Annotated in this window: 21 protein-coding genes and 1 tRNA gene; 13 read left to right on the top strand and 9 right to left on the bottom strand. The window is 40.8% G+C overall.

From position 1 onward, the window contains the following. Nucleotide 1: 1 nt before the first annotated feature. Entirely contained in the window at nt 2-901 is a 900-nt protein-coding gene (locus tag MKY17_RS25230) for a DMT family transporter (protein WP_098372325.1), read from the bottom strand. 150 nt (nt 902-1,051) lie between these two features. On the opposite strand from MKY17_RS25230, the gene MKY17_RS25235 reads away from it, so the two are divergent. The 5 genes from MKY17_RS25235 to MKY17_RS25255 all read left to right on the top strand — a co-directional run bounded on the left by MKY17_RS25235 (nt 1,052) and on the right by MKY17_RS25255 (nt 5,066). Further along, nucleotides 1,052-1,759, top strand: coding sequence for an MgtC/SapB family protein (locus MKY17_RS25235; RefSeq protein WP_098372324.1), 708 nt, complete (start codon nt 1,052-1,054; stop codon nt 1,757-1,759). Between the two features lie 524 nt (nt 1,760-2,283). Next, on the top strand, nt 2,284-3,531 hold the full coding sequence (locus MKY17_RS25240) for a hypothetical protein (RefSeq protein WP_098372323.1): 1,248 nt from the start codon (nt 2,284-2,286) through the stop codon (nt 3,529-3,531). Between the two features lie 382 nt (nt 3,532-3,913). Then, a tRNA-Ala gene (locus tag MKY17_RS25245) sits at nt 3,914-3,986 on the top strand. Between the two features lie 171 nt (nt 3,987-4,157). Further along, on the top strand, nt 4,158-4,397 hold the full coding sequence (locus MKY17_RS25250) for a hypothetical protein (RefSeq protein ID WP_098372321.1): 240 nt from the start codon (nt 4,158-4,160) through the stop codon (nt 4,395-4,397). A 126-nt stretch (nt 4,398-4,523) separates the two neighbouring features. Continuing rightward, nucleotides 4,524-5,066 carry a hypothetical protein gene (locus tag MKY17_RS25255; RefSeq protein ID WP_142323980.1) on the top strand — a complete coding sequence of 181 codons (543 nt, stop codon included), beginning with the start codon at nt 4,524-4,526 and terminating at the stop codon, nt 5,064-5,066. A gap of 436 nt (nt 5,067-5,502) precedes the next feature. On the opposite strand, the gene MKY17_RS25260 is transcribed toward MKY17_RS25255, so the two are convergent. From MKY17_RS25260 to MKY17_RS25270, 3 genes are all read right to left on the bottom strand, one after another. Continuing rightward, on the bottom strand, nt 5,503-6,705 hold the full coding sequence (locus tag MKY17_RS25260) for a PLP-dependent aminotransferase family protein (RefSeq protein ID WP_098372331.1): 1,203 nt from the start codon (nt 6,703-6,705) through the stop codon (nt 5,503-5,505). 328 nt (nt 6,706-7,033) lie between these two features. Then, nucleotides 7,034-7,405: an MmcQ/YjbR family DNA-binding protein gene (locus MKY17_RS25265; RefSeq protein ID WP_098372318.1), complete on the bottom strand. Its 372-nt coding sequence runs from the start codon at nt 7,403-7,405 to the stop codon at nt 7,034-7,036. A gap of 24 nt (nt 7,406-7,429) precedes the next feature. Beyond that, entirely contained in the window at nt 7,430-7,825 is a 396-nt protein-coding gene (locus MKY17_RS25270; RefSeq protein WP_098372317.1) for a VOC family protein, read from the bottom strand. 814 nt (nt 7,826-8,639) lie between these two features. Between MKY17_RS25270 and MKY17_RS25275 the strand changes: the two genes are divergently transcribed. The 4 genes from MKY17_RS25275 (at nt 8,640) to MKY17_RS25290 (ending at nt 11,547) form a co-directional block, all read left to right on the top strand. Beyond that, nucleotides 8,640-8,801: a hypothetical protein gene (locus tag MKY17_RS25275; RefSeq protein WP_179891109.1), complete on the top strand. Its 162-nt coding sequence runs from the start codon at nt 8,640-8,642 to the stop codon at nt 8,799-8,801. A 57-nt stretch (nt 8,802-8,858) separates the two neighbouring features. Beyond that, nucleotides 8,859-9,332 carry a hypothetical protein gene (locus MKY17_RS25280; protein WP_098372316.1) on the top strand — a complete coding sequence of 158 codons (474 nt, stop codon included), beginning with the start codon at nt 8,859-8,861 and terminating at the stop codon, nt 9,330-9,332. Nucleotides 9,333-9,398: 66 nt separating this feature from the next. After that, complete coding sequence (locus MKY17_RS25285; RefSeq protein WP_098372315.1) at nt 9,399-10,397, top strand: phosphotransferase; 999 nt, start codon at nt 9,399-9,401, stop codon at nt 10,395-10,397. A 919-nt stretch (nt 10,398-11,316) separates the two neighbouring features. Then, nucleotides 11,317-11,547 (top strand): helix-turn-helix transcriptional regulator, encoded by a 231-nt coding sequence (locus tag MKY17_RS25290; protein ID WP_098372314.1) that lies wholly within the window; start codon nt 11,317-11,319, stop codon nt 11,545-11,547. Nucleotides 11,548-12,109: 562 nt separating this feature from the next. Here MKY17_RS25290 and MKY17_RS25295 read toward each other — a convergent pair. Then, the gene (locus MKY17_RS25295) at nt 12,110-12,277 is read right to left on the bottom strand and encodes a hypothetical protein (RefSeq protein ID WP_179891108.1); all 168 of its coding nucleotides are present in this window, start codon (nt 12,275-12,277) and stop codon (nt 12,110-12,112) included. 416 nt (nt 12,278-12,693) lie between these two features. On the opposite strand from MKY17_RS25295, the gene MKY17_RS25300 reads away from it, so the two are divergent. The 4 genes from MKY17_RS25300 to MKY17_RS25315 all read left to right on the top strand — a co-directional run bounded on the left by MKY17_RS25300 (nt 12,694) and on the right by MKY17_RS25315 (nt 18,197). Continuing rightward, a complete protein-coding gene (locus MKY17_RS25300) occupies nt 12,694-13,611 on the top strand; it encodes a proline dehydrogenase (RefSeq protein ID WP_095394596.1) in 918 nt (305 codons plus the stop codon). A 56-nt stretch (nt 13,612-13,667) separates the two neighbouring features. Beyond that, nucleotides 13,668-15,209 (top strand): L-glutamate gamma-semialdehyde dehydrogenase, encoded by a 1,542-nt coding sequence (pruA, locus tag MKY17_RS25305; RefSeq protein ID WP_098372313.1) that lies wholly within the window; start codon nt 13,668-13,670, stop codon nt 15,207-15,209. 166 nt (nt 15,210-15,375) lie between these two features. Continuing rightward, entirely contained in the window at nt 15,376-16,842 is a 1,467-nt protein-coding gene (gene putP / locus MKY17_RS25310; protein WP_098372312.1) for a sodium/proline symporter PutP, read from the top strand. A 134-nt stretch (nt 16,843-16,976) separates the two neighbouring features. Further along, nucleotides 16,977-18,197, top strand: a complete 1,221-nt coding sequence (locus MKY17_RS25315; RefSeq protein WP_098372311.1) for a helix-turn-helix domain-containing protein — start codon at nt 16,977-16,979, stop codon at nt 18,195-18,197. Between the two features lie 336 nt (nt 18,198-18,533). Here the strand turns inward: MKY17_RS25315 and MKY17_RS25320 are convergent, their stop codons facing one another. From MKY17_RS25320 to MKY17_RS25335, 4 genes are all read right to left on the bottom strand, one after another. Next, nucleotides 18,534-20,186: an FAD-dependent oxidoreductase gene (locus tag MKY17_RS25320; RefSeq protein ID WP_098372310.1), complete on the bottom strand. Its 1,653-nt coding sequence runs from the start codon at nt 20,184-20,186 to the stop codon at nt 18,534-18,536. A 96-nt stretch (nt 20,187-20,282) separates the two neighbouring features. Continuing rightward, nucleotides 20,283-20,462, bottom strand: a complete 180-nt coding sequence (locus MKY17_RS25325; RefSeq protein WP_339201054.1) for a hypothetical protein — start codon at nt 20,460-20,462, stop codon at nt 20,283-20,285. A gap of 231 nt (nt 20,463-20,693) precedes the next feature. Further along, entirely contained in the window at nt 20,694-22,184 is a 1,491-nt protein-coding gene (glpK, locus tag MKY17_RS25330; RefSeq protein ID WP_098372309.1) for a glycerol kinase GlpK, read from the bottom strand. Nucleotides 22,185-22,205: 21 nt separating this feature from the next. Continuing rightward, nucleotides 22,206-23,030 (bottom strand): MIP/aquaporin family protein, encoded by an 825-nt coding sequence (locus MKY17_RS25335; RefSeq protein ID WP_076368047.1) that lies wholly within the window; start codon nt 23,028-23,030, stop codon nt 22,206-22,208. Nucleotides 23,031-23,238 lie beyond the last annotated feature (208 nt).

Raw genomic sequence — 23,238 nt, forward strand, 5'->3', positions numbered from 1 at the left:
TTTATACGGAAACTTGGGCTTCTTTATTTACCTTACTTTTCTTTTCATCCTTTAAGAACATCATCAAACCACCCAATATGATGGTACCTCCAAGGACCTGCGTCCAGAGTATCGGTTCATCTAATATGAAGTAAGCCAGAATTGTCGCTCCCACCGGTTCAAGTAAAATTCCCATCGAAAGCGTCGAAGTGCTTAACCACTTTAGTGACCAATTGAATAAAGAATGCCCTAATAAAGTCGGGAAAATGGCAAGCAAAACGAAATTGATCCAATCGGAAGCAGGATAAGGCGCCAATGCCTCTCCTTTGAAGATCACATATAAAAACAATGCGACAGCGCTGATTGCGTACACGACAAAAGTATATGTTATAGAAGAGATGCGTTTGCGAACATTTTGACCAAACAGTAAATAACCAGTTACCAGCGCACATGCGATAAGCGAAAGAATATCTCCCCAAAGCGCCATACCGCTGATTCTCAAATCACCCCAGCTAATGACAAGGCTGCCTGCTATCGCAATGACGCCGCTCAATATCGCCTTCATTGAAAACCTTTCTTTAAAAAACAGGTAGGCTCCGGCAAAAGCGAATAAAGGCTGGAGGGTGACAAGCACAGTTGAACTCGCGACCGATGTGTAATTAAGCGATTCAAACCATAAAATAAAATGGAAAGCCAAAAACACTCCTGCCGCAATCGAATACAGCCAATCCTTTTTTTTAATGAATTTAAGTTCATGACGGTATTTCACCAAGAAAACCGGCAGCATAAGAAGAACAGTAAATAATAAACGGTAAAAGGCGATAACACCCGATGGAGCGGTCGCCAATTTAACAAGGATGGCCGAAAACGATACGGACGCCACACCGATAGCTAACGCTACATAAGGATTCAATTTTGGCATTTGACTTAAATTCCTCCTTTCAACGGAATTACGTTTCATTGAACTCTATTCTACTATGTTAAAATTATTAGGGTAGTCTTTTTTAGAAAACCGGTATATGGCAACAGACGATCTTATTATTCGATAATAATTCGGAAGTGGTGAAACAAAATGGAATGGACATTCGACCCTCAATCGGAACTGCAAATCCTTATCAAATTGGGGATTTCAGCTCTCCTTGGACTAATTATCGGACTAGAGCGAGAAATGAAACGAAAACCCGTTGGATTAAAAACAAGCCTGGTCATTTCAATCGTCAGCTGTTTATTAACGATCGTTTCCATGGAATCCGCTTATAAGTTCCCGGGGAGCGACGACGTAAATATCACAATGGACCCCTTGCGTCTAGCGGCTCAGATCGTTTCCGGTGTCGGCTTTATCGGTGCAGGCGTCATTCTCCGGAGGGACAACAACAGCATATCCGGATTAACGACAGCCGCCATCATCTGGGGAGCGGCGGGAATCGGAATCGCCGTTGGAGCAGGATTTTTTCTCGAAGCAATAGCCGGCGTCATCCTATTGATCATTAGTGTCGAATTGGTGCCCGCAATCGTCACCTGGCTCGGACCGAAGAGGTTACGGCAAAAAGAAATCTTTCTGCAGCTGGTCGTACAAAATAAAGATGACATTGCCATTGTACTGAAAAAAATCAAAGACGAAAAAATATTCATCAAAAACCTTAGAATCAAAGATGTGGCAAATGACAACCACCTTTTGACACTTAAAGTTCTGGTCGATCATAAAGTCAGAACATCGGAAGTGTATTACACCGTCTCCAATCTCAAGGAGATTAAAAGGGTAGAGATCGAAAATACATGATAAAAAAACCATTTGACTACCCTCAAACAGTTCACTAGATAAAAGGGGTTCGGAATTAAACATTCCGAACCCCTTTTAATTTCCCACAATATTAAGAGATCGTGCCTCAACGAGTCCACTATGTTAGACCACTTTTGACCCTTGGCAAATTCCAATTGGGCATCCTCTTAAATTAATGGCTAAGTCTTGCCTGCATAAACCAATCGAAACTTCCGCAATCCTCAGGTTTTATCTCTAACATCAAAATCCAACACCATGCATATATGGACAGGTCAGTGAGAAAGTCTAGTGTTACGTGACTTCACTGTGGCCTGATCCATTATTTATTTTAGGGGTCCACTACATACATATATTTTAAATTTGCAAAATATTCAAACCGATATCCTTCTCTATACGTTTATATATAGTGAAAGGACGAACTCCGGCTTGATTAAACATTTCAAAGGAAGGTGGGCAGGACAACCAGCAAGATATTGACAGGGATTTAAACAATTATCAAGAAAATAATTTTTTCGAGGTGAGTAATGTTTAAAAAAATGAAGTTAATAAGTATATGGATTATCACCTTACTATTTGTGGTTTTTATACCAAATGTAATTGGTGCTTCTTCTGCTAAAGATGAAAGCCCGGTGTTAGGGACAGGCTTTGACACCCACATCACCAACAATTCCCTTGCCGTAAGTCCTGATGAGCAACTAGCGATTGTCTCAGACAGCCGTGAACACTCCATCCTGGTCTATGATCTCGCCAAAGGCAAGTTGCGCAAAAAGATTGACGGCTTCGGTTCACCGAGAAACATCGTTTTTATTGATGGTGGTTCAGAGTTTGTCGTCTCAGACAGTACGCTCGGTACACTTCGGTTTTACAGCATTAAAAATTTCATCTTGAAAGATGAAGTTGTCGTTGGTCCAGGTGCATTCGGGACTGCTGTGAGTCCTGATGGAAAGACAATGTATGTGAACAATCAAGCACACAATTCCGTCACGGTCGTCGATTTGGAAAAACGAAAACCCATTGACGTCATTACAGGTTTCGCCCAACCAAGGCAAGGCATTAAAGTCTCTTCAGACGGAAAATATATCTTTGTCACGAACTTTCAAGGAGATAAAGTGTCCATCGTTGATGCCACCACAAAAAAAATCATTCGTGAAATATCAGGGTTCTCCAGTATTCGCGGAATCTCGATTACCGCTGATGGAGGAACATTATATGCCGCAAACAGCGGACGCAACAGCATTTCCGCAGTTGATACGCTAGACGGTAATATAAAGGGTGAAATCAAAGTGGGACGTGAGCCATATGGCGCGGCTCTATCGCCTGATGATAAACTCCTCTTCGCAAGCAACAAAGCTGATAATACGATTGACGTGATCAATGTCGCTGATCACCGCGTAGTTAAAACAATTGGGGGTTTCAAAGAACCAAGGCAAGCAATTGTCTTTAGCCATGACGGGGATCAGGCTTATGTATTGAATCGGGATCTCTCCATTGCACGTGTTGACCCTAAAACATATGCCATCACGGATATAATTCAGGATAAGCAAAAAAAATATAAGCTTAAAACACTAGAATCTGACAAAGTAGGAAAGTATGGGGCAGATCAAAACGGAATGACACTTTATCATTTCACAAAAGATGATTCTAATGTCAGTAATTGCAAGGGCCAATGTCTTGAAATTTGGCCGCCATTCCATGCAGATAACATCATCTCGAATAAAGGATTCGACAGAAAAGACTTTAAAACAATCATAAGAGATGATTGTTTAAGTTAGAAAATAGAACACATAAACGCCCTTGATATTTTTGATCTGATGAAAAAATAAACTCAGAGATGGATTAACAAGATCAAATTCCATTATTATTTAGTGGTAATGATTTTTTGCCTTTAATGATAGCTGGCTGCATCTCTAATGTTGAAAAAGCCAATGAAAAGAACCACCCTCCTACTTTCGATTTCATTGGTGTAATGCATACATTTTGCGGCAGGTCTCTATCGTATAAACAAAAATACTGTAGGTTAACTCGATTCATCAAGTCTATAGTCTGATCCGTTTGACTGCCCTCAAACGGTTTTTTTATCATTTTTACAAAAATCTCATATTTAATATTGACTTTTCACCAAAATCCGATAAAATAATTATTGTACCTCAATTCGGGGCATTAGCTCAGCTGGGAGAGCGCTACGCTGGCAGCGTAGAGGTCAGCGGTTCGATCCCGCTATGCTCCATACTTTATACGAAATCAACGTCACGACAACGTTCGTGGCGTTTTTCGTTTTCGTTGACTTGAATGAATTACAGCTATACCAACAAACCGATAACACGTCTTTTCTTTACGATAAATAATCGTATAGAAGAAACTAATCAATCGAAAGGAGAATCGGATAATCACGGAGTATTTGTACTACCGACTACCTGTTCAAGGAATCGAAGCACATATCCGACTAATGAATGAAGGGGAAGCCGCCAACCTTGAACCGTTTGGTTTCGACACGGGTACGCCGATTGACCGAATTGATCAATACAATGCTTTAATGGTATTGTCGAAATTAGATTTCCCACTGGAAGAATCGCTTGATCCGAAAAGCCAAGCAACGAAGTATCTGGATTCAACGTCGAAACCATTATCGAAAAGTTAGTCGCATATAAGGATGAAAGAATCAATTCATGACGGTTTGGCCCGTTTTTTATTTTTTGAATATTCCTTAAAATATGAATCTATTTATATTACGGTTAAAAAAGGAAATTACATAGGGGCGATTTGCATGAAAGGGAAAAAAATTCTCGGTTGGATAATAGGGATTGCAATTGTTGTCGGATTGGGTACTTGGGGAACTTTCGCAGTATTAGAAAACGTCAATGATTATAAAGCGATCGAAAAGAAACATGAAACAGCAGCAGCGGACGAAGGGGACATCCCCCAAGACGTTGACCAAGAAGTCGTGAACACACCGATTGCAATGGACGTTGTAACATTGGCGGACGGCGGGGACGGTCACACGTTCATTGCGGATACTCATTCATTCTTGAACGATACGCTTGGTTATGGTGGCGTTAATTCGGCGGATTATAGGTCACAACGAGCGAATGCCGAAGACGTGCTTCAAGCGTTGAAGGGTGCAAAAGTGAAGAACAAAGAAATAACGGCGGACTTCAAGAAAATCGAAGAATATGCGAACGTCGTATTCAAAGAAGATAATCGTGACGCAATGGTTCAACTTCACCGATTGTTTCACGATTTGGATATCTACTTCAACGGATATGATTATGACCAAACTTGGGGTGTAACTGATTTCGAGGGCGAATAATTGGGTCATTGGTCATTTCGTTGCAAATAAATCGGAGATAAAAGCACCATACTATTGCGGCTAACAGTTCCTAACGATATAAATAGACGTGTGACTTTCGTTGATACTATTGACTTTCGAAAGACTTGACGCTTAATTTCGTAATAGATGATAACTGGCAGCGTAGAGGTCAGCGGTTCGATCCCGCTATGCTCCATATCCGAAAACCCTTGCGTAGCAAGGGTTTTTTTCTTTGGTTTAAAAGAAAATAAACGAGCGGATGAAGCCACTTCTTCTTGCATGTTTGGAAATACATCGCGACGGAGTTAATGAATCCTTTTATTAACAAAATGCACCTACCTCCTTTACGGAAGCAGGCGCATTTAAATTCAATAAAAAAAGCTTCGAAATAGCTTGGAGTGTTAACCATTGCAATGATTAACTAACTAACAATCTTTCAGGACAATCTATGAAAAAAAGATGCGATAAGCTGTCCTAGTCTTCGAATTCCCTCATTTATTTCTTTCTCATTGGCATAACTGAACGAGAGCCGGAGAAACTCGGTTCCATCGTTTTGATCCATGAAAAAGTATTTCCCTGGAACATATGAAACACCCTCATCTAGTGCCTGTGATAATAGATGCGAAGTATCAACACCTGGAACTCTCAACCATACAAAGTAACCACCATCTGGTACATACCAGGAAACGGATTCTGGAAGAAATTGTTCCATCGCACGGATTAACGCAGTACATTTTGAACGATACACATCTTTTAGAAGGTCGAGCCGTTTGTCAATATTGGTGTTTTCTAAGTATACAGCCATTGTACTTTGAGCAAATGGATGGTCTAAATCTTTTTTAAACCACTCTAAAGCCTTAATGAATTCACTTTCTCCTGCTATCCATCCAATCCGCATTCCTGGAGCAACAACCTTGGATAATGACCCAACTTGGAGGACTCGTCCGCATTTATCCAAAGATTTTATTGGCACCGGATTTTTATCGAAGGATAATTCTCCGTATGCATCATCCTCTATTATGAGGAAATCAAACTCGATGGAAAGCTCCAATAAATGCTTCCGGCGCTCAATTGTCATAGTCGTCCCAGTTGGATTTTGAAAGGTTGGGATTGTATATAGAAAACGCGGGAGGGTTAGACCTGTACGTTTCCTTTCATCCAGCATTTCTTTTAATCGGTACGTTTGGAGTCCTTGTTCATCTATAGGTATACTAATAATCTGCTTCGTATAGTTTTGAAAAATCTCTAAAGCCTCCATATAGGTGGGAGACTCTACCGCTACGACCGCTTTATCATCAAGAAGGACGCGGGCAATAAGATCAATCCCCTGGCAAGCTCCTGATGTAATCAAAAGCTGATCTTCCAAAATGCAAATTCCACGCTCTCCCAATCTATTCTGGATTTGATGCTTTAGTCTTGCAATTCTCGGACTTCCGATATAATGGAGCGGCAAATCCTGCTCCTCATCAAGAAGTCTGGCTACAGCTGCCTTGAGCTCCTCAGCAGGAACAAGAGCAGGATCAGGATAGCCTGAACTCAAGCGAATGCAACCGTCTGGCAAATCTGGCATCCATGCACCGGGCGGATCATTCTTAAGTGCCGCTTTAATGTTTTCAGAAAAAAAAGATTTAACATTCACTTCAACCATACACCACCTTTCCGTCAATCAAACCTGATTGATACTCGCGATTTTTGAAGATAGCTGCTTATTTCATGATACATCAATCTTTTGTAAAAAAACTGAAATTAATTTTAAACTTTCTTCTGATGAGAGACAACAATGCCTCTTTATATTTTTGAAATGCCGGAGTCTCTTTTACACAGACTCTCTTGGCCGGTCCAATAAAATAGGAGCTTTTTTCTTTAAACTTTATGTGTATAGATGAGGACATTTTTTGTCTATCAGTACCTGTAAAGCTGATAAAAGAACCTAAAAAATAAAGAAAGGCAGATCCATCCGCCTTTCTTCACTTTTTATGCAACTCATTCCATTTCTTAACCAAACGCTTCGGTGCCGCACGTAAATAGGCTTCTTTAATTAGATAGGTCAATTCATCCCAGTCTTCCCTATCCGGATTTTGAATAGAAACCCAACCGTGATGACCTATATATGGGGTTTTGAAAAAATTCTCTTTCTGTAGCAATAATTCTTGAGTTTCTCGATCTGACTTGAACGACAAGCTGAATCCTTTCTCGCTTTCACCTGAAATCACGAAGGATTTTCCATTGATTTTAAAAGTATTGTGACCGAAACCATCAATATATTCAGCAGCTTCGGGCAATGCAAGACAGATATTGCGTAGACTTTCAAGCATGCCTGCCGTGTCTTGTAATTTCATGTTTTAATTCACCTATTATCAAATCTATTTTGCATTCACATCGGGTTGATGAATTCCGAATAAATTGCCTTCGGTATCAATATAGTATCCTTGCCACGCCATACCAGGCAGGGCATATTTAGGCATTGCGACATTGCCGCCATTCTCAATAATTTTAGCTTCCGTTAAATTGTAATTTTCCACACCCATTGTACAAGCAAATGCATTTAAAGCTTGGTTTGTTTCCGGCGGAGCACTTTGACGCTGCATCAAAGCACCATTGATCCCAGGTTCATTCTCATCGCCAGTTACCGCTCCAAAGTAAGGCATACCTGCATACTCACTCCAATCTTGAAATGACCATCCAAATACCTCACCATAAAACTTCTTTGCCCGTTCCATGTCATTCACATGAATTTCGAAATGAACTAATCTTCCCATGATTCCCTCCTAAGTAACATATGAATTAACCATTTACTTACCTTATCCATTCTGTGTTCGCTTACAAATACCCTTTTATTATTATAATGTAAATGGAAATAAATTCAAAGAACTTAGAGCTTCATCATACAATCTGTCATACACAGGAGCCGTTTTTCAAATATAGTTAGTTCCGACCAACAGAATCGGCTCCATGCCCCTTCTACATATCTACTCAATTATTTTTTTAAAATTTATTGTGAAACGCACTCCACATGCGTTGAATGTATGTGGCAACACATGAGATGTTGGTAGGTATAATTTATAAATAAATTGTTGAATAGGATCTACTTTTTTAGGATTGATGCTTTCCCATTACCATTAACTTACTTTTCTTAGTATTCAACATCCAAAAATTAAATACCTTCTTCTGCTATCCTACCCCTTTCGATTAAAAAGGCATCCCAATAAAAGCAATAACGATTTATTTTTTCGGATGCTTCTAAAAACAAATAATATTAGACCAAGCCCCTGCATGTTAAGTATGGAGCACAGTTAGATACCGGTTTAGACAATTACTAACATTTAAGCGCCAATCATTTGGCGTTTATTTATTTTCACCTACTACATTACCGCAACTTCTAAAATCTATCATAATCAAAATTGCTACCGAAACATTACCCGCTTTTCGTTTACCTCAAATTGAAAATGCTTTAGATAAGCATGGTGGATTAAATTTTGATTAATAATGTGCTACTTAACTAGCATTATGACCTATACATCATTAAAATCTTTGCATTTTATATTATAGATGGTAAGGAAAGGAGGTCATTAAATGGCAAAAGATGTGATAAAAATTAGTTACACGAACCAAAGTGGCATCACTTCTCAAGCAGATATTGATCAATTAGTTATGAAACTTCAAACATTAGGATATAAACAAGTTTACAAAGAAAATGGACAAACCCTTAGTCTAATTTATATCCTCGAGAAATAACAATCAAAAAGAAATACCGTCCAATCAATAAAAAAAAGAAAGAAGGAAGGTTTAAAAATGACTACTCACTCAAAAGAAGTAACCTTGAATTCTGGCCCATTTCATATCCCAACATTGAACCAGGGGGGTTTTTCCACTACTAGACTTGTCATAACCATTAAAAACCATTCAGAACATACATTACAAGCAGATGTTACCATTGATGCTTGCTTCCCTGTTACCCCTCAACCTGAACTGAGTACTTTTAATATACCCGAAAGCAACTTGGCATTCTTTCCAAGAATGGATATCCCTAGACATAGTTGCCAAGTGTACCAAGTTCCAATCGTTTTTGATTCGCGTCCATTCATTAAAGTAATATCTAGAGGAGACTATGAAGTAATAGACGGGAGACCCGCTGGCGGAAAACTGGAGATAAGTGTGGTTGCAGGCGGACAAGCATTATCTGGTTTATTCGTCTCCGATGCATCGACATTTATACCTTACGGAAGCTGGGTTGTTGAGGAAAGTAAATCTGATACGGATTCTTAATGGCTGAAAACTTAGCGACCACTATTATATCTTAAAAGGTCTTCCTTAGAGAAGGAAGTGTTATAAATGAATGATCAGTTAATAAAAACTGTTGAAGATACGTATGGACTTTCCATACTTTCATTTGACATCCTCCAAAAAACCCCTAGAACACATGTTGCAAAAATTAATACAATCCAAAGAAAGTATGTATTGAAAAGGATGTATATAACGGAATCAAGATTACGATTTATTCTTCAGATTGAAGCATTTTTAAGAGAGCAAAACATCAACATCCCACAAATAATTCAAACAAAAGAAAATCGTCCATATTTTCTGTTAGAAGGATATCCATGCATTTTACAAGAATGGATATCAGGAGAAGTATTTCAATTTTCACTGGATCAATCCATACAACAGATTGGAAATTTACTAGGGAAAATGCACGTTTTATCCCTTGGATTTCATTCTTCCACAGATGATACTGCGATGCTTGAAAGTTCCATGTGGGAAAACGAATATCAAGATACTCTAAAGTATATGGTCAAGTGGGCTAACCTAATGAAAAATACGCAAAATCCAAAAAAAACCATCATACTAGAGTCTATTGATTTCTTCATAAACACAGGAAAAGAGCTTGAAAAACAGATAATACATCACCCCTATCACGCTATTTGGAAGAAAAAACCATTACATGAACACTATTTGTCCCACGGTGATTTTCAGCCCAAAAACATATTGATGAGCAGTCCTGAATGGTGCATAATCGATTGGGAATTTGCTAGACATGACTTCCCCTCTAGAGACTGCATGGAAATAATCTATAAAATGACGTCTTATGAAAATCGTTGGGATTCTGAAAAGTTTAATATCTTTCTTTCATCCTATCTTTCACAAAATCAACTTACCAATCAAGAATTATCCTTTTTCTATTTAGATTTTGCCTTTCCACATTATTATGGTCGCTTTTTGAAAAATTGGCGGTATACAAAAATGTCCACAAGAGAAATCAGAGAATTTATTAAAAGAGAACAGGAGAAAACCAACTATATGCTACAACAGTTTAAGATAATAAATCTATTGTAATTTTTATGCACAACTACAAGAGAAATTTTAGGATAACGGTTAAAGGAAATGTGGATGAAGAAGCAGAGAAAATGGAAGGTCAGTGTCAACGAAACCGATGAAAAGGGGATTCCCATGAACAATCACGTTTTTCAGTCATGTGACTTTGTTGATGTGAACTATGATTAACTTATACCCCCTTTTCATGTAGACACTTATTATCAAACACTATCATAAATTGAACAAGCATAGTCGTGACTAGCGAACACAGGACTAAGGTTATTTTATTTCATATGTAACCGAACCGTATCGTAAATATTCTTTTTCTAGCGGTTGCAAGTATTATTAGTATGAATTTTCTTCTTCAAATACCCTGCCCTGTTACTTTGAAAGTAACTGTTCGGTGGGGTTTCGATTGGTTACGGCCAATGGTGCTTGTCACGATATATGCGTAACCTGCAATACCTAAAAGGATATATCCCCAACCTATTATCGAACGATGGTACTCCCTTTATATGAAAAATACAATAGAGGAATACACTGTAACCTTCATTAAGAGTTCCATTAATTAGATCATTACATATCTGTAGATTGTAGCATTAAATTAGACAGTCTCTTACTTAATTATCATCGATAATGGCTTCATCCCACACCCTTATTCCCTTGCTAGTAAAGTAAATATAAATCCACATATTACCAGCAATAGTTCCCCCTCGTGCTCCCCCTTCTGTTTTCATCTGTTCCGCTTCTTCAAAACACTTTCGTCCTTTATCGCTTCGCTTACGATTTGGCAAAGACTACTCTAGTAAGGCTACTACGGTAGTTAACTGTTATTAGCACTTACCGTTTTTCCGTGATACCGATTATTTGCGAAACTATGCGTATATTTTTGTGATAGTTTGACTAGACTGCTAGTAAATAATTCTAGGAGGTAATCAAAATGTTTAGATTCGGGAAGAGAAAGCTGCGGAGCAATGTCGGTAAATTAATCGATAAGCACGGATATACTCAAGAGGAGTTTGTAAGTGCGTCAGGAATCTCACGTAATACGATAAGCAGAGTTTGCAGAGATCCTAAGTATGTACCGTCAGCCGGGGTTTTAAAGAAAATCATGAAGGCGGTTCGAAGCATAGATGCTGGCGCAAAGGCAGATGACTACTTTGATTTGTAAACAAAAAGGGCCCTAGCGTAATGGCCGGGGCTAAATGTATTTGTTCAATTCTTGTTCATGCCCTCCTTATCCATACACCCATAATCCAAGCGCCCCCCCACTTTGAAGTCACCTAAAAAGAAATCATTTCCTGATACTGCGTGTCCATCTCCCCCCCAACTTTTCAAAGTTCACTTATGTCCGTAGAGTTTCCGTGGAAGAAATTATTAGGTAAAAAAGATTTAAATGAGATTCAACAACATCCCCCGAATTTAAAAATTAAAATTCCCCATTTCCATTAGGAGCAGGGGTTTTCAGTTTTTCAATAAATAGGGTTCGGAATGGTCCCGAATCCTTTGCACGCTTTTGCCGAGGAATTATTACCATGATTTCTTCGGTTATATTTTTTTTCTTCCGAATTTGTCTACAGTCTGAAATCCCCCACTTCCATTAGGAGCGGGGGATTTCAGATGATATGTATATCTTGCGGTTCTTTTGTCCCTTTTAAACAAGCCCTGCAGCGATTTCTTTAAACAACGGCTTGTTATCGATTAGGGACAAAAGCTTATGTATTCCGCTTAAGCTATTTTCGACTAACCATTTTCTTTATGAACTGAACCACAGGTGACACGATCGATTCATGTACATTCGTAAGGGCATAACCGATCAGACCCATTATTACCAGGGCCAAGATTAATCCTATTATCAATCCTGATGTTTCTCTAAGTTCTTCAAGTACAGCATCCATCATTCCTTATCCTCCCTGGCTTGCCGATGCGACTTAATTTTACGGTTTTACATCCATTTTATTTCTATCATTTTACTTCTATCATTTATCGTCTTTTCTTGGACCTTGCCCATTCTGTTAAATAAGGTTCATTATAACGCATTGGATGATTATGGTCGAGATGCCACTTTTAAACGTATTTATTGATGTCATTCACATCATTGCTTACTAATAAAGGCTCTACCTCTAGCGTTTCTCTTTAAGTTAAAATATAAACCTTCGTTTCATCCGAACAAACAAGAAACAATGTAAACCTTTTCATTTGTCCAAAACCGACAAACAAATGACAGAATTATTGTTTTTTTAGAACATTGAGAATTTTGTCGAAAAACCGTAAGCTTAATTTATTGAAATACATCTTCTTAGGGGGTGCGCTTTATATGGAAGCCATTACAAGGGACTTTTTCTTATTTTTATCTAAAAATAATCTGCTTAATAATATTGCTAAAAAAAGCGGAGGAAATTTCGCTGCCGGAAAGATCATTGGGGGAACTGATTTCCAAAGTTCCATTAAATTCATTAAACAACTTAACAATAGCGGCTTGTCTGTTACAGTAGACCATCTTGGGGAATTCGTTGATTCTAAGGAAGTGACTCAGGAACGGACGGCAGAATGCATCGAAACCATCGAAATGATCAGCAGGGAAAAACTTGATTCACAGGTTTCTCTGAAGATGACTTCTCTGGGACTTGATATCGATCATAAACTCGTGATTGAGAATATGACGAAAATTCTTGATACAGCCGAAAAACATAAAGTCATGGTCACGATCGATATGGAAGATGAAGTTCGCTGTCAGGCAACTATCGATATCTTTAGGCAGTTCAAAGAAAAATACAGCTGCATAAGTACTGTTCTACAAGCATATTTATTCCGCACAGAGAAAGATTTGGAGGACCTTGGCCAATATAAGCCATTCCTGCGTCTCGTAAAGGGTGCCTACAAGGAATCTGCCGAGGTGGCTTTTCCCGAAAAGAATGATGTAGACGAAAACTATAAAAAGTTGATTAAGCAAAGTCTTCTTAACGGAAATTATACGGCCATTGCCTCACATGATGACAAAATCATCGAATATACAAAAGAGCTGGCTAAGAAGTTCGACATCCCGAATACACAATTCGAATTTCAAATGCTTTATGGCATGAGAAACAAAACTCAATACGAATTGGTCAAGCAAGGTTACAAAATGCGCGTCTATGTGCCATATGGTCTGGATTGGTATGGATACTTCATGAGAAGGCTTGCAGAAAGGCCATCCAATATTGCCTTTGCCTTCAAAGGGATGGTCAGAAGCTAAATATACATTCAACATTACTAATGCTACAAAAATTCTATTAAAAGGTGTGATTTTCAATGATTTCATATAAACACGAACCATTTGTTGATTTTACAAACGAGGAAAATAAAAAAGCATATCAGGAAGCACTTCAAACTGTTGAAGGCTACTTAGGGCAAGACTACCCTCTTTATATCGGGGCAGAGAAAGTGACGACTGATGAGAAAATCGTTTCATATAATCCTGCAGATAAGCAAGAGGTCATCGGCCGAGTATCGAAAGCGAACAGAGATCTTGCTGAAAAAGCCATGCAGGAAGCTGTAACCGCTTTTGAAAGCTGGAAAAAAGTGAAGCCGGAAATCCGTGCTGACGTTTTGTTCAAAGCGGCTGCCATCATTCGCAGACGCAAGCATGAGTTCTCTGCGTTATTGACGAAAGAAGCGGGAAAACCTTGGAATGAGGCTGATGCGGATACAGCGGAAGCGATCGATTTCCTTGAATTCTATGCCCGTCAAATGCTGACGCTTAAAGATGGTGTGCCTGTTCAAAGCCGTCCGGGTGAATTTAACCGCTATGATTACATTCCATTAGGGGTAGGCATCATCATTTCTCCTTGGAACTTCCCATTTGCGATCATGGCAGGTACAGCTGTTGCCGCTATCGTTACTGGTAACACAATCCTGTTGAAACCAGCTTCGACTACTCCTATCGTTGCTGCGAAATTCGTTGAAGTGATGCTAGAAGCCGGCCTTCCAGCAGGTGTATTGAATTTCGTTCCAGGAAGCGGAGCCGAGGTGGGCGACTACCTGGTTGATCATCCTAAAACACGTTTCATTTCCTTCACAGGTTCACGTGATGTAGGTCTGCGCATTTACAAACGTGCTTCTGAAGTGAACGAAGGCCAAATTTGGCTGAAGCGTGTCATTGCCGAAATGGGCGGAAAAGATACGATCGTCGTCGACAAAGAGGCAGATCTTGAATTGGCCGCTCAATCGATCGTGAAATCTGCATTTGGCTTCTCGGGACAAAAATGTTCTGCTTGCTCCCGTGCTGTCATCGTGGAAGACGTATACGATCAAGTATTAGATCGCGCTGTTGAATTAACAAAACAACTAACAGTTGGTAATCCTGTAGAAAATCATTTCATGGGACCAGTTATCGATCAAGCTGCTTTTGACAAAATCATGAGCTATATTGAAATCGGGAACCAAGAAGGACGCATTCTGACTGGAGGAGAAGGAGATAGCTCTAAAGGCTACTTCGTTCAGCCGACAATCGTTGCTGATGTCGATCCGCAAGCCCGCTTGATGCAAGAAGAAATCTTCGGACCAGTTGTTGCCTTCACAAAAGCGAAGGACTTTAACGAAGCTCTTGAGATTGCCAATAACACTGAATATGGTTTGACTGGGGCTGTCATTACGACAAATCGCCTTAACATGGAAAAAGCACGCGAAGAATTCCATGTAGGGAACTTGTATTTCAACCGCGGCTGTACTGGCGCAATCGTAGGTTATCAGCCATTCGGCGGGTTCAACATGTCAGGAACTGATTCCAAGGCAGGCGGACCGGACTACTTGCAGCTTCATATGCAAGCCAAAACAACATCCGAAACATTCTGATAATGTTCGATTAAGCAGTTTGCAGATGATTTGAAACACACTATGGTTATGTATCTCCCATTATGGATACGGAAACCAAAATGAGGTTAAATGGAGGAAGTGACAAATAGGTTGCTTCCTCTTTTAAAACAAAAAATTACTTATTTCAACCTGAAGGGAGTCTTTTATGGATTACGCATTAATAATTTCGATCAGCATATACATGGCTGGCATGCTTTTCATCGGTTACTTCGCTTACAAAAGGACTTCCAATTTAAATGATTATATGCTGGGCGACCGGGGTCTTGGACCTGCTGTCACTGCATTAAGCGCCGGAGCTGCGGATATGAGCGGCTGGCTTTTAATGGGTATGCCTGGTGCCATGTTCGCAACAGGACTAAGTTCCATCTGGATTGTAATCGGTCTCACGTTAGGAGCCTATGCGAACTGGCTGTATGTTGCACCAAGATTGAGAACTTATACGGAAGTCGCCAATAACTCCATTACGATCCCCGCTTTCCTGGAAAATCGCTTTGGAGAGGGCTCACGGATCTTAAGGCTCATTTCGGCATTGGTTATTCTCGTATTTTTCACCTTTTACGTTTCTTCCGGAATGGTATCCGGCGGAGTCTTATTCCAAAGTACATTTGGCCTTGATTACCACTCAGGTCTATGGATCTTGACAGGTGTCGTCGTCGCCTATACTTTATTCGGCGGATTCCTGGCAGTAAGCTGGACAGACTTTGTTCAAGGAATCATCATGGTCGTCGCCTTGGTTCTTGTACCGATCGTCACCCTTTTCCATGTTGGCGGTTTCGGTCCTTCGATCGACACGCCACGTTCCATTGATCCAGCTCTATTGAATATTTTCACAGGGACGAGCTTTTTAGGCATCATCTCATTATTTGCATGGGGACTGGGTTACTTCGGACAGCCGCATATCATTGTCCGCTTTATGGCGATCAGCTCTGTTAAGGAAATAAAGAGAGCCCGTACTATCGGGATGGGCTGGATGATTTTCTCCAGTATCGGTGCGATGCTGACTGGATTCATCGGAATCACTTATTATCACCAGAACGGACTCAAGTTAGCTGATCCTGAAACGATTTTCATAGAGTTAGGGGAAATACTATTCCACCCGCTTATCACTGGTTTCTTGATTTCGGCAATACTGGCGGCCATCATGAGCACGATTTCTTCGCAGCTTTTGGTTACTGCCAGCTCTTTAACGGAGGATATATACAAAACCTTCTTCCGTCGTACCGCTTCAGATAAAGAACTTGTTTTCCTTGGCAGGCTTTCCGTACTGATCATTTCGATCATCGCGCTGATCCTATCTTGGGAGCAGAATGACACGATTCTTGGACTTGTCGGGTACGCGTGGGCTGGGTTCGGTTCTTCATTCGGTCCGTTGGTCTTACTAAGCCTCTTCTGGAAACGGATGACAAGATGGGGAGCTTTAGCAGGGATGATCGTAGGTGCAGGCACTGTAATTTTCTGGTCCATGGCCGGATTATCCGATACGCTTTATGAAATGATTCCTGGTTTTGGCGCAAGCTTGATTGCCATCATAGTGGTCAGTCTTCTAACAGCGAAACCATCAAAAGAAGTAGAAAATCAATTCGAAGAATTCGAAAGAACATTAAAACAATAATAAATCCCCTTAAAAGGAACGGTATTTTTACATATACCGTTCCTTCTTTGTTCTTGCCCCTATACACATCATGACTTTAAAAGTATTATTATACTAAGTTGTCATACACTTCAAAAATCTACAGGGGGCCATATATGTCATTAGAAAAAATCCTGACTCTCACAAACATCAACGATATAACGGATATGGTCAGCACTTATTTAAAAAAACCAGTCGTCATCGAAAATGATCAATTTTTATTGCTGGCATATAGTTCATATTATATCGAACACTTCGACCAAGCCAATCGGCAAACCATCTTCACAAAGCATTGGCCGATTCCAATTCTGGAAAAATTCATGGATGAGGGCATTGTCGAACAGCTTAAAACCGTGGAGCATCCATTCAGGGTGAAACAAATCGAGGAAATCGGATTAAATCAAAGAGTCGTTGTGAGCGCCGTTCACAAAGGACAGGTCTTCGGATTCATTTGGGTCCAAGAAACGGAAATGATGACTGATTCCGATTTGGAATTTTTACATGAAGTTTCCCATCATATCGGCAAGCTCCTTTATCAGAAAAAACAGATAAACATGAAAAAAGATGAAGAAAAAAATGAGTTTTATCAAAAGGTCATTGACGAAGTCTATCAAACGGAAAATCAAATAAAATGGGAAGCCGCCAATATGAGTCTTCTCATTCCGGAAACTTTCCTTGTCAATGTCTTTACCATCGCTCAATCCGATGCGGAACATTTCGATGAATTATCGGATACAGTCAGTCTATTCGCCAATGCATTGAATCATTTTACACATGTATTCACAAACCAATTGAAGATCATCGTCTTGATTGGCAGTAACGGAAAAGGGAAAGACCTGCTTACCGATAGCGCCAATGATTTAACGAACACCGTTCTTTCCCAATTCAATGACAAAAAGGTATTCCCGGGAATCGGAAATGAGTACTCTTCCATTCTTCAATTAAGAAAATCCTATCTCGAAGCCCTGGAAGTGATCAACGCAGCCAAGTTCATCGGTGAACCTGAACAGCTTCCCTTCCAATATAGCAAGCTTGGGATTTTCCGTTACCTCGAAATGATCTCCAACCATCATACTAAAACGAATTATATCAATACGGATTTAGAGATTCTTCAAAAGAAGGACCAGGAAAGCCAAACCAAACTCCTTCAAACACTGGAAATATATCTGTTTAACAATTGCAGGATTAAACCGACAGCTGAACAGCTATACATTCATACCAACACATTGAAATATAGATTGAATCAAATAACCGATCTTACCTCAATCGATTTTGATGACTTTCATTCAAGAATGCAACTATACATCGATTTACAGCTTATAAAGCAGAGATCTTAAAGAGCGTCCCCGATTTTTGAGTTCGGGAGATTCAACAAGCTAAGGAGAGAAGAAACGCGGCTAGGTCTGCCGTTTTCCTCTCTCCTTATACATGTTTCTTCTATTATTTTTTTATAGGGTAACAGTTTCTTTCCTTTGTTACGATTTTACTGGACTCACTTTATGCGTCCCAGTAAGAACGAAATCCATGATTTCCTCTTTCGATAGTTTGCTAAGACCAAGAGTTTCAATAGTCCTTCCACTTTGCGGAGTGCCGCCAGGATGATGAGCGAAAGAAGAAAAGGGCCATGAAAAAAACACCAGCGATTCCGCCGGCGTCATGTTTTTGCATATAGGTCAAGATACTCTAATCGCACCCGATATTTCCTGTTCCAATTGATTGGTCCTCTCCATTTTTGTTGATTCCGTCCATCCAAAATATCCAGCCATATAATCGATTACTCCATGTTTATGCGTTTGGACTAAATCGATATCGAATAATAGCGTCCCCGTCCTGCGGAAGAAGAAATCCACTGGAGTTGCGGCCATTTCATGATCTAGTGCGTATTTTAGCTGTACGAACAATTTCTTTGGAAGACCACTGCTTGCTCCTCCGTCTCCTTCGCTTTTTGCGATATCGAATATCACAGGTGCGTTGGACCCGTACATGGCCAATATTTCTTCGGAGTCCTTAACTGCAAGCCCTGAGTCAACTCCCATTTGAATATGTTGCTTGATATAATCGGAGAAGTTGCTTGATCCCCCGACATCCCCACCGGAAATCGGCATTCCTTTAGTACTGCTGGCTGGGTAAGTTTTATTGGATTGCTGGGCAAGCTTCCCTGCCAAAAGGTCGACCGTCGTTTTTGCCATTTTGCGATAACCGGTCAATTTCCCTCCCGCAATCGTGATAAGGCCCGAATCGGACTCCCAAATTTCATCTTTCCTTGATATTTCGGAAGGATCTTTCCCTTCTTCAAGAATCAACGGCCTCACTCCAGCCCAGCTTGATTCAATATCATCACCCGTAATGTTCACTTCTGGAAACATATAATGTATCGACTTTAATAAATAGGCACGGTCTTCGGAAGTAACGGTCGGCACTGCAGGATCACCATCATAAAAAGTGTCCGTAGTCCCTACATAAGCTTTACCGGCTCTCGGGATGGCAAAAATCATCCGGCCATCAGGCGTATCAAAATAAAGCGCCTGCTTCAACGGGAATTTCGATTGGTCGATGACCACATGAACACCCTTGGATAACTTCAGCGTTTTCCCTTTTTTCGATTGGTCCTTCTCACGAATGGAATCGACCCATGGACCTGCTGCATTAATAACTTTGTCTGCGTATATTTCATAAGAATCACCTGAAAGTAAATCGGCAACTTGGACGCCGTTCACCTTGCCATTGTCATATAACAATTTTTCCACTTTTGTATAATTTATCGGTGTTGCACCTTTATCGACAGCCGCCTTCATCACTTCAATCGTCAGACGTGCATCATCTGTCCGGTATTCAACATAATAGCCTCCGCCCTTCAGTCCCTCTTTCTTAACGAGCGGCTCCCGTTTTAGTGTTTCCTCCGCCGAAAGCATTTTCCTGCGTTCAGCTTTTTTAACCCCCGCAAGGAAATCATATACCCGAAGGCCAATGGAGGTACTGAATTTCCCGAAGGTGCCACCTTTGTGCATCGGTAACAGCATCCATTCCGGCGTGGTAACATGCGGTCCATTTTCATAAACGATTTCCCGCTCTTTACCAACCTCGGCAACCATTTTTATTTCAAATTGCTTCAAATACCGCAATCCGCCATGAACAAGTTTTGTCGAGCGGCTTGAAGTACCTGCTGCAAAGTCCTGCATTTCAACCAAAGCCACTTTCATTCCACGGGTCGTTGCATCCAGGGCGATCCCTGCACCGGTAATTCCCCCGCCAATGACAACCACATCATATTTCTCTTTTTTCAGAAGTTCGATCGTTTCTTCGCGATATATATTTGAAAACCTCATGCCTGACTCCTCCTTTAAGTATTGCATTCTATTTTTTTCTTGAATTCTGCACATTTACTCGTGAATTCACACGGTTTACTCGTGAATTCGTGCTGTTTACTCGTGAATTCTGCATTTACTCGTGAATTCGCGCGCTTTACTCGTGAATTCACGCGGTTTACTCGTGAATTTGCGCTGTTTACTCGTGAATTCACACGGTTTACTCGTGAATTCGCGCGCTTTACTCGTGAATTTGCTCGGTTTACTCGTGAATTCTGCATTTACTCGTGAATTCACACGGTTTACTCGTGAGTTTGGTCAATATATTCAATTGGTTCATTTGTTCGCATAGTTTATATAGATATTAATATCCCTAATCTGCCATTAAAAACAAAAAAAGAGACCATAAATGACATTATCGAATTAACGATAACGCATTCATGGTCTCTCCTGTTCTCCGGCCGAGTTATTAACTTGATTTCATTATAGCATACTCCAGCTCGTTTGAGAAAGAATACATCTTGTTTTTTATTTAAATGCCATAGCGGCATGTACAGCTTTTTTCCAGCCTTCATATAATTTTTCACTATTTTGCTCTTCCATGGAGTGTTTAAAGGTTTTGTCTACCGCCCATTGCCGGGAGATTTCTTCTTGATCCTTCCAATACCCGACAGCAAGGCCTGCTAAGTATGCAGCTCCTAATGCTGTAGTTTCGTTTATGATCGGCCTCTCGACGGGCACCCGTAATAAGTCGCTTTGGAATTGCATCAGGAAGTCATTCTTGACTGCCCCGCCATCCACTCTTAATGTCTGGAGCTCGATTCCTGAATCCGCCTCCATTGCATCAAGGACATCCTTCGTTTGATATGCCAGTGATTCAAGTGTGGCACGAATGAAATGTTCTTTGGATGTGCCGCGCGTCAAACCAAAAACGGCTCCTCGCACTTCGCTGTCCCAATATGGAGTTCCAAGTCCTACAAAAGCCGGTACCACATATACTCCATCGGTACTTTCCACCCGTTTTGCATAGGCTTCGCTGTCCTTTGCATCATGAAGCATCCGCAGGCCATCGCGCAGCCATTGGATTGCGGAGCCCGCTACGAATATACTGCCTTCCAGTGCATATTCGACCTTCCCATTCAGTCCCCAGGCAAGGGTCGTCAATAGTCCGTGTTCGGAACTGACAGCCTTGGCTCCTGTATTCATGAGCATGAAACAGCCTGTTCCATACGTGTTTTTAGCCATTCCTTCATTAAAGCAGGCTTGGCCGAATAATGCTGCCTGCTGATCACCGGCTGCCCCGGCGATCGGAATCGATTGGCCGAAGAAATGATATTCGATCGTACGTGCATATTCCTCAGAGGAAGGCCTCACTTCCGGCAGCATTGATTTTGGTACAGTCAATATATCGAGCAGTTCTTCATCCCATTTCAGTTCATGGATATTGTACATCAATGTCCGGGATGCATTGGAATAGTCCGTTACATGGGCCTTGCCTCCTGATAGCTTCCAGATCAGCCAAGTATCGATGGTACCGAATAACAGCTTGCCTTCATCCGCCTTTTGCCGGGCCCCTTCCACATTATCGAGGATCCATTTCACTTTCGTTCCGGAAAAATAAGCATCTATCAACAATCCCGTTTTATCCCGGAATAGATCATTAAGTCCCTTTTCCTTCAAATCATCACAGATTTCACTTGTTTGCCTGGACTGCCATACAATCGCATTATAGACAGGGGTACCTGTTTCCTTATCCCAAACGACTGCCGTTTCACGCTGATTGGTGATCCCGATCCCGGCAATTTGCTCTGGCTTTACACCGGATTCAGATAGTACACCGGCAATCACCGCCAGGATCGATCCCCAAATCTCATTGGCGTTATGCTCGACCCAGCCTGGTTTAGGGAAATGCTGCGTGAATTCCTTTTGGGAGGAATGGACGATTTCCCCCTTTTCGTTAAATAAAATCGCCCGCGAACTCGTTGTTCCTTGATCTAATGATAAAATGTATTTTTCCAATGTGTATGCCCCTCCTTTTAATTAACTGGCAATATTTCTGCTTTCCAATTCATGTGACTGTTTTTTACCAAATGCATAGGCTAATATCAATAGTACCAGGCTTGCACCCAAAACAGACCAAAATCCTGCTGTTATTTCTCCCATAAAGAATGCTTTATAACAAACGGCACCAAGTGAACCCCCAATAATCGGTCCAACGACCGGAATCCATGAATAGCCCCAATTGGAATTGCCTTTACCCGGGATTGGCAGCAAAAAGTGAGCGATGCGCGGCCCCAGATCGCGTGCCGGGTTAATCGCGTATCCTGTCGTTCCCCCAAGAGACATCCCGATCACGACAATCAATAACCCGACTGCGAATGGATTTAGTCCCTCTGTAAAATTATTGGCACCTATAAATAATAAACCAAGAATAAGGATGAAAGTTCCAATCATCTCACTTAATAGATTTGAAAATGTATGCGGGATCGCAGGTGAAGTCGCGAACACACCAAGCTTCGCTCCTGGATCATCAGTAGCTTTCCAGTGTGGCAAATAATGCAGGAATACTAGAGTTGCTCCAAGGATTGCGCCAATCATTTGGGCAACGATGTAACCGGGCACATCACTCCAAGGAAATTCCCCAATAATCGCAAACCCTACTGTGACTGCCGGGTTTAAATGCGCCCCGCTTATGGACCCCACTGCAAAAACACCCATCGTAACAGCCAATCCCCATGCAATCGTGATAACGATCCAGCCGGCATCTTTTGCATAGGAACCCTTTAAGGATGAACCAGCCCCAATGCCTGCTCCGAATAAAACTAATATCATCGTACCTAACACTTCTCCCCAAAATGGAGTCATGAATAAAACCCCTCCCCTGATAAATTTTTAAACCATGCCAACAAATAAAAGGAGATCCACAGCAGAACTATCTTCATAAAATAAATTATGAATAGATCTGTTGTGAATCTCCTAGTCTCCGTCACATATATTAACTTGTACAATAAAATATACTAGGTAATGAAAACGCTGTCAATATTTTGTAAAAAATTAATCTATTTTTCTGTGA

Origin of the sequence: Peribacillus sp. FSL P2-0133, from assembly GCF_037975445.1 — a bacterium.
GTDB classification, from domain to species: domain Bacteria; phylum Bacillota; class Bacilli; order Bacillales; family DSM-1321; genus Peribacillus; species Peribacillus simplex_E.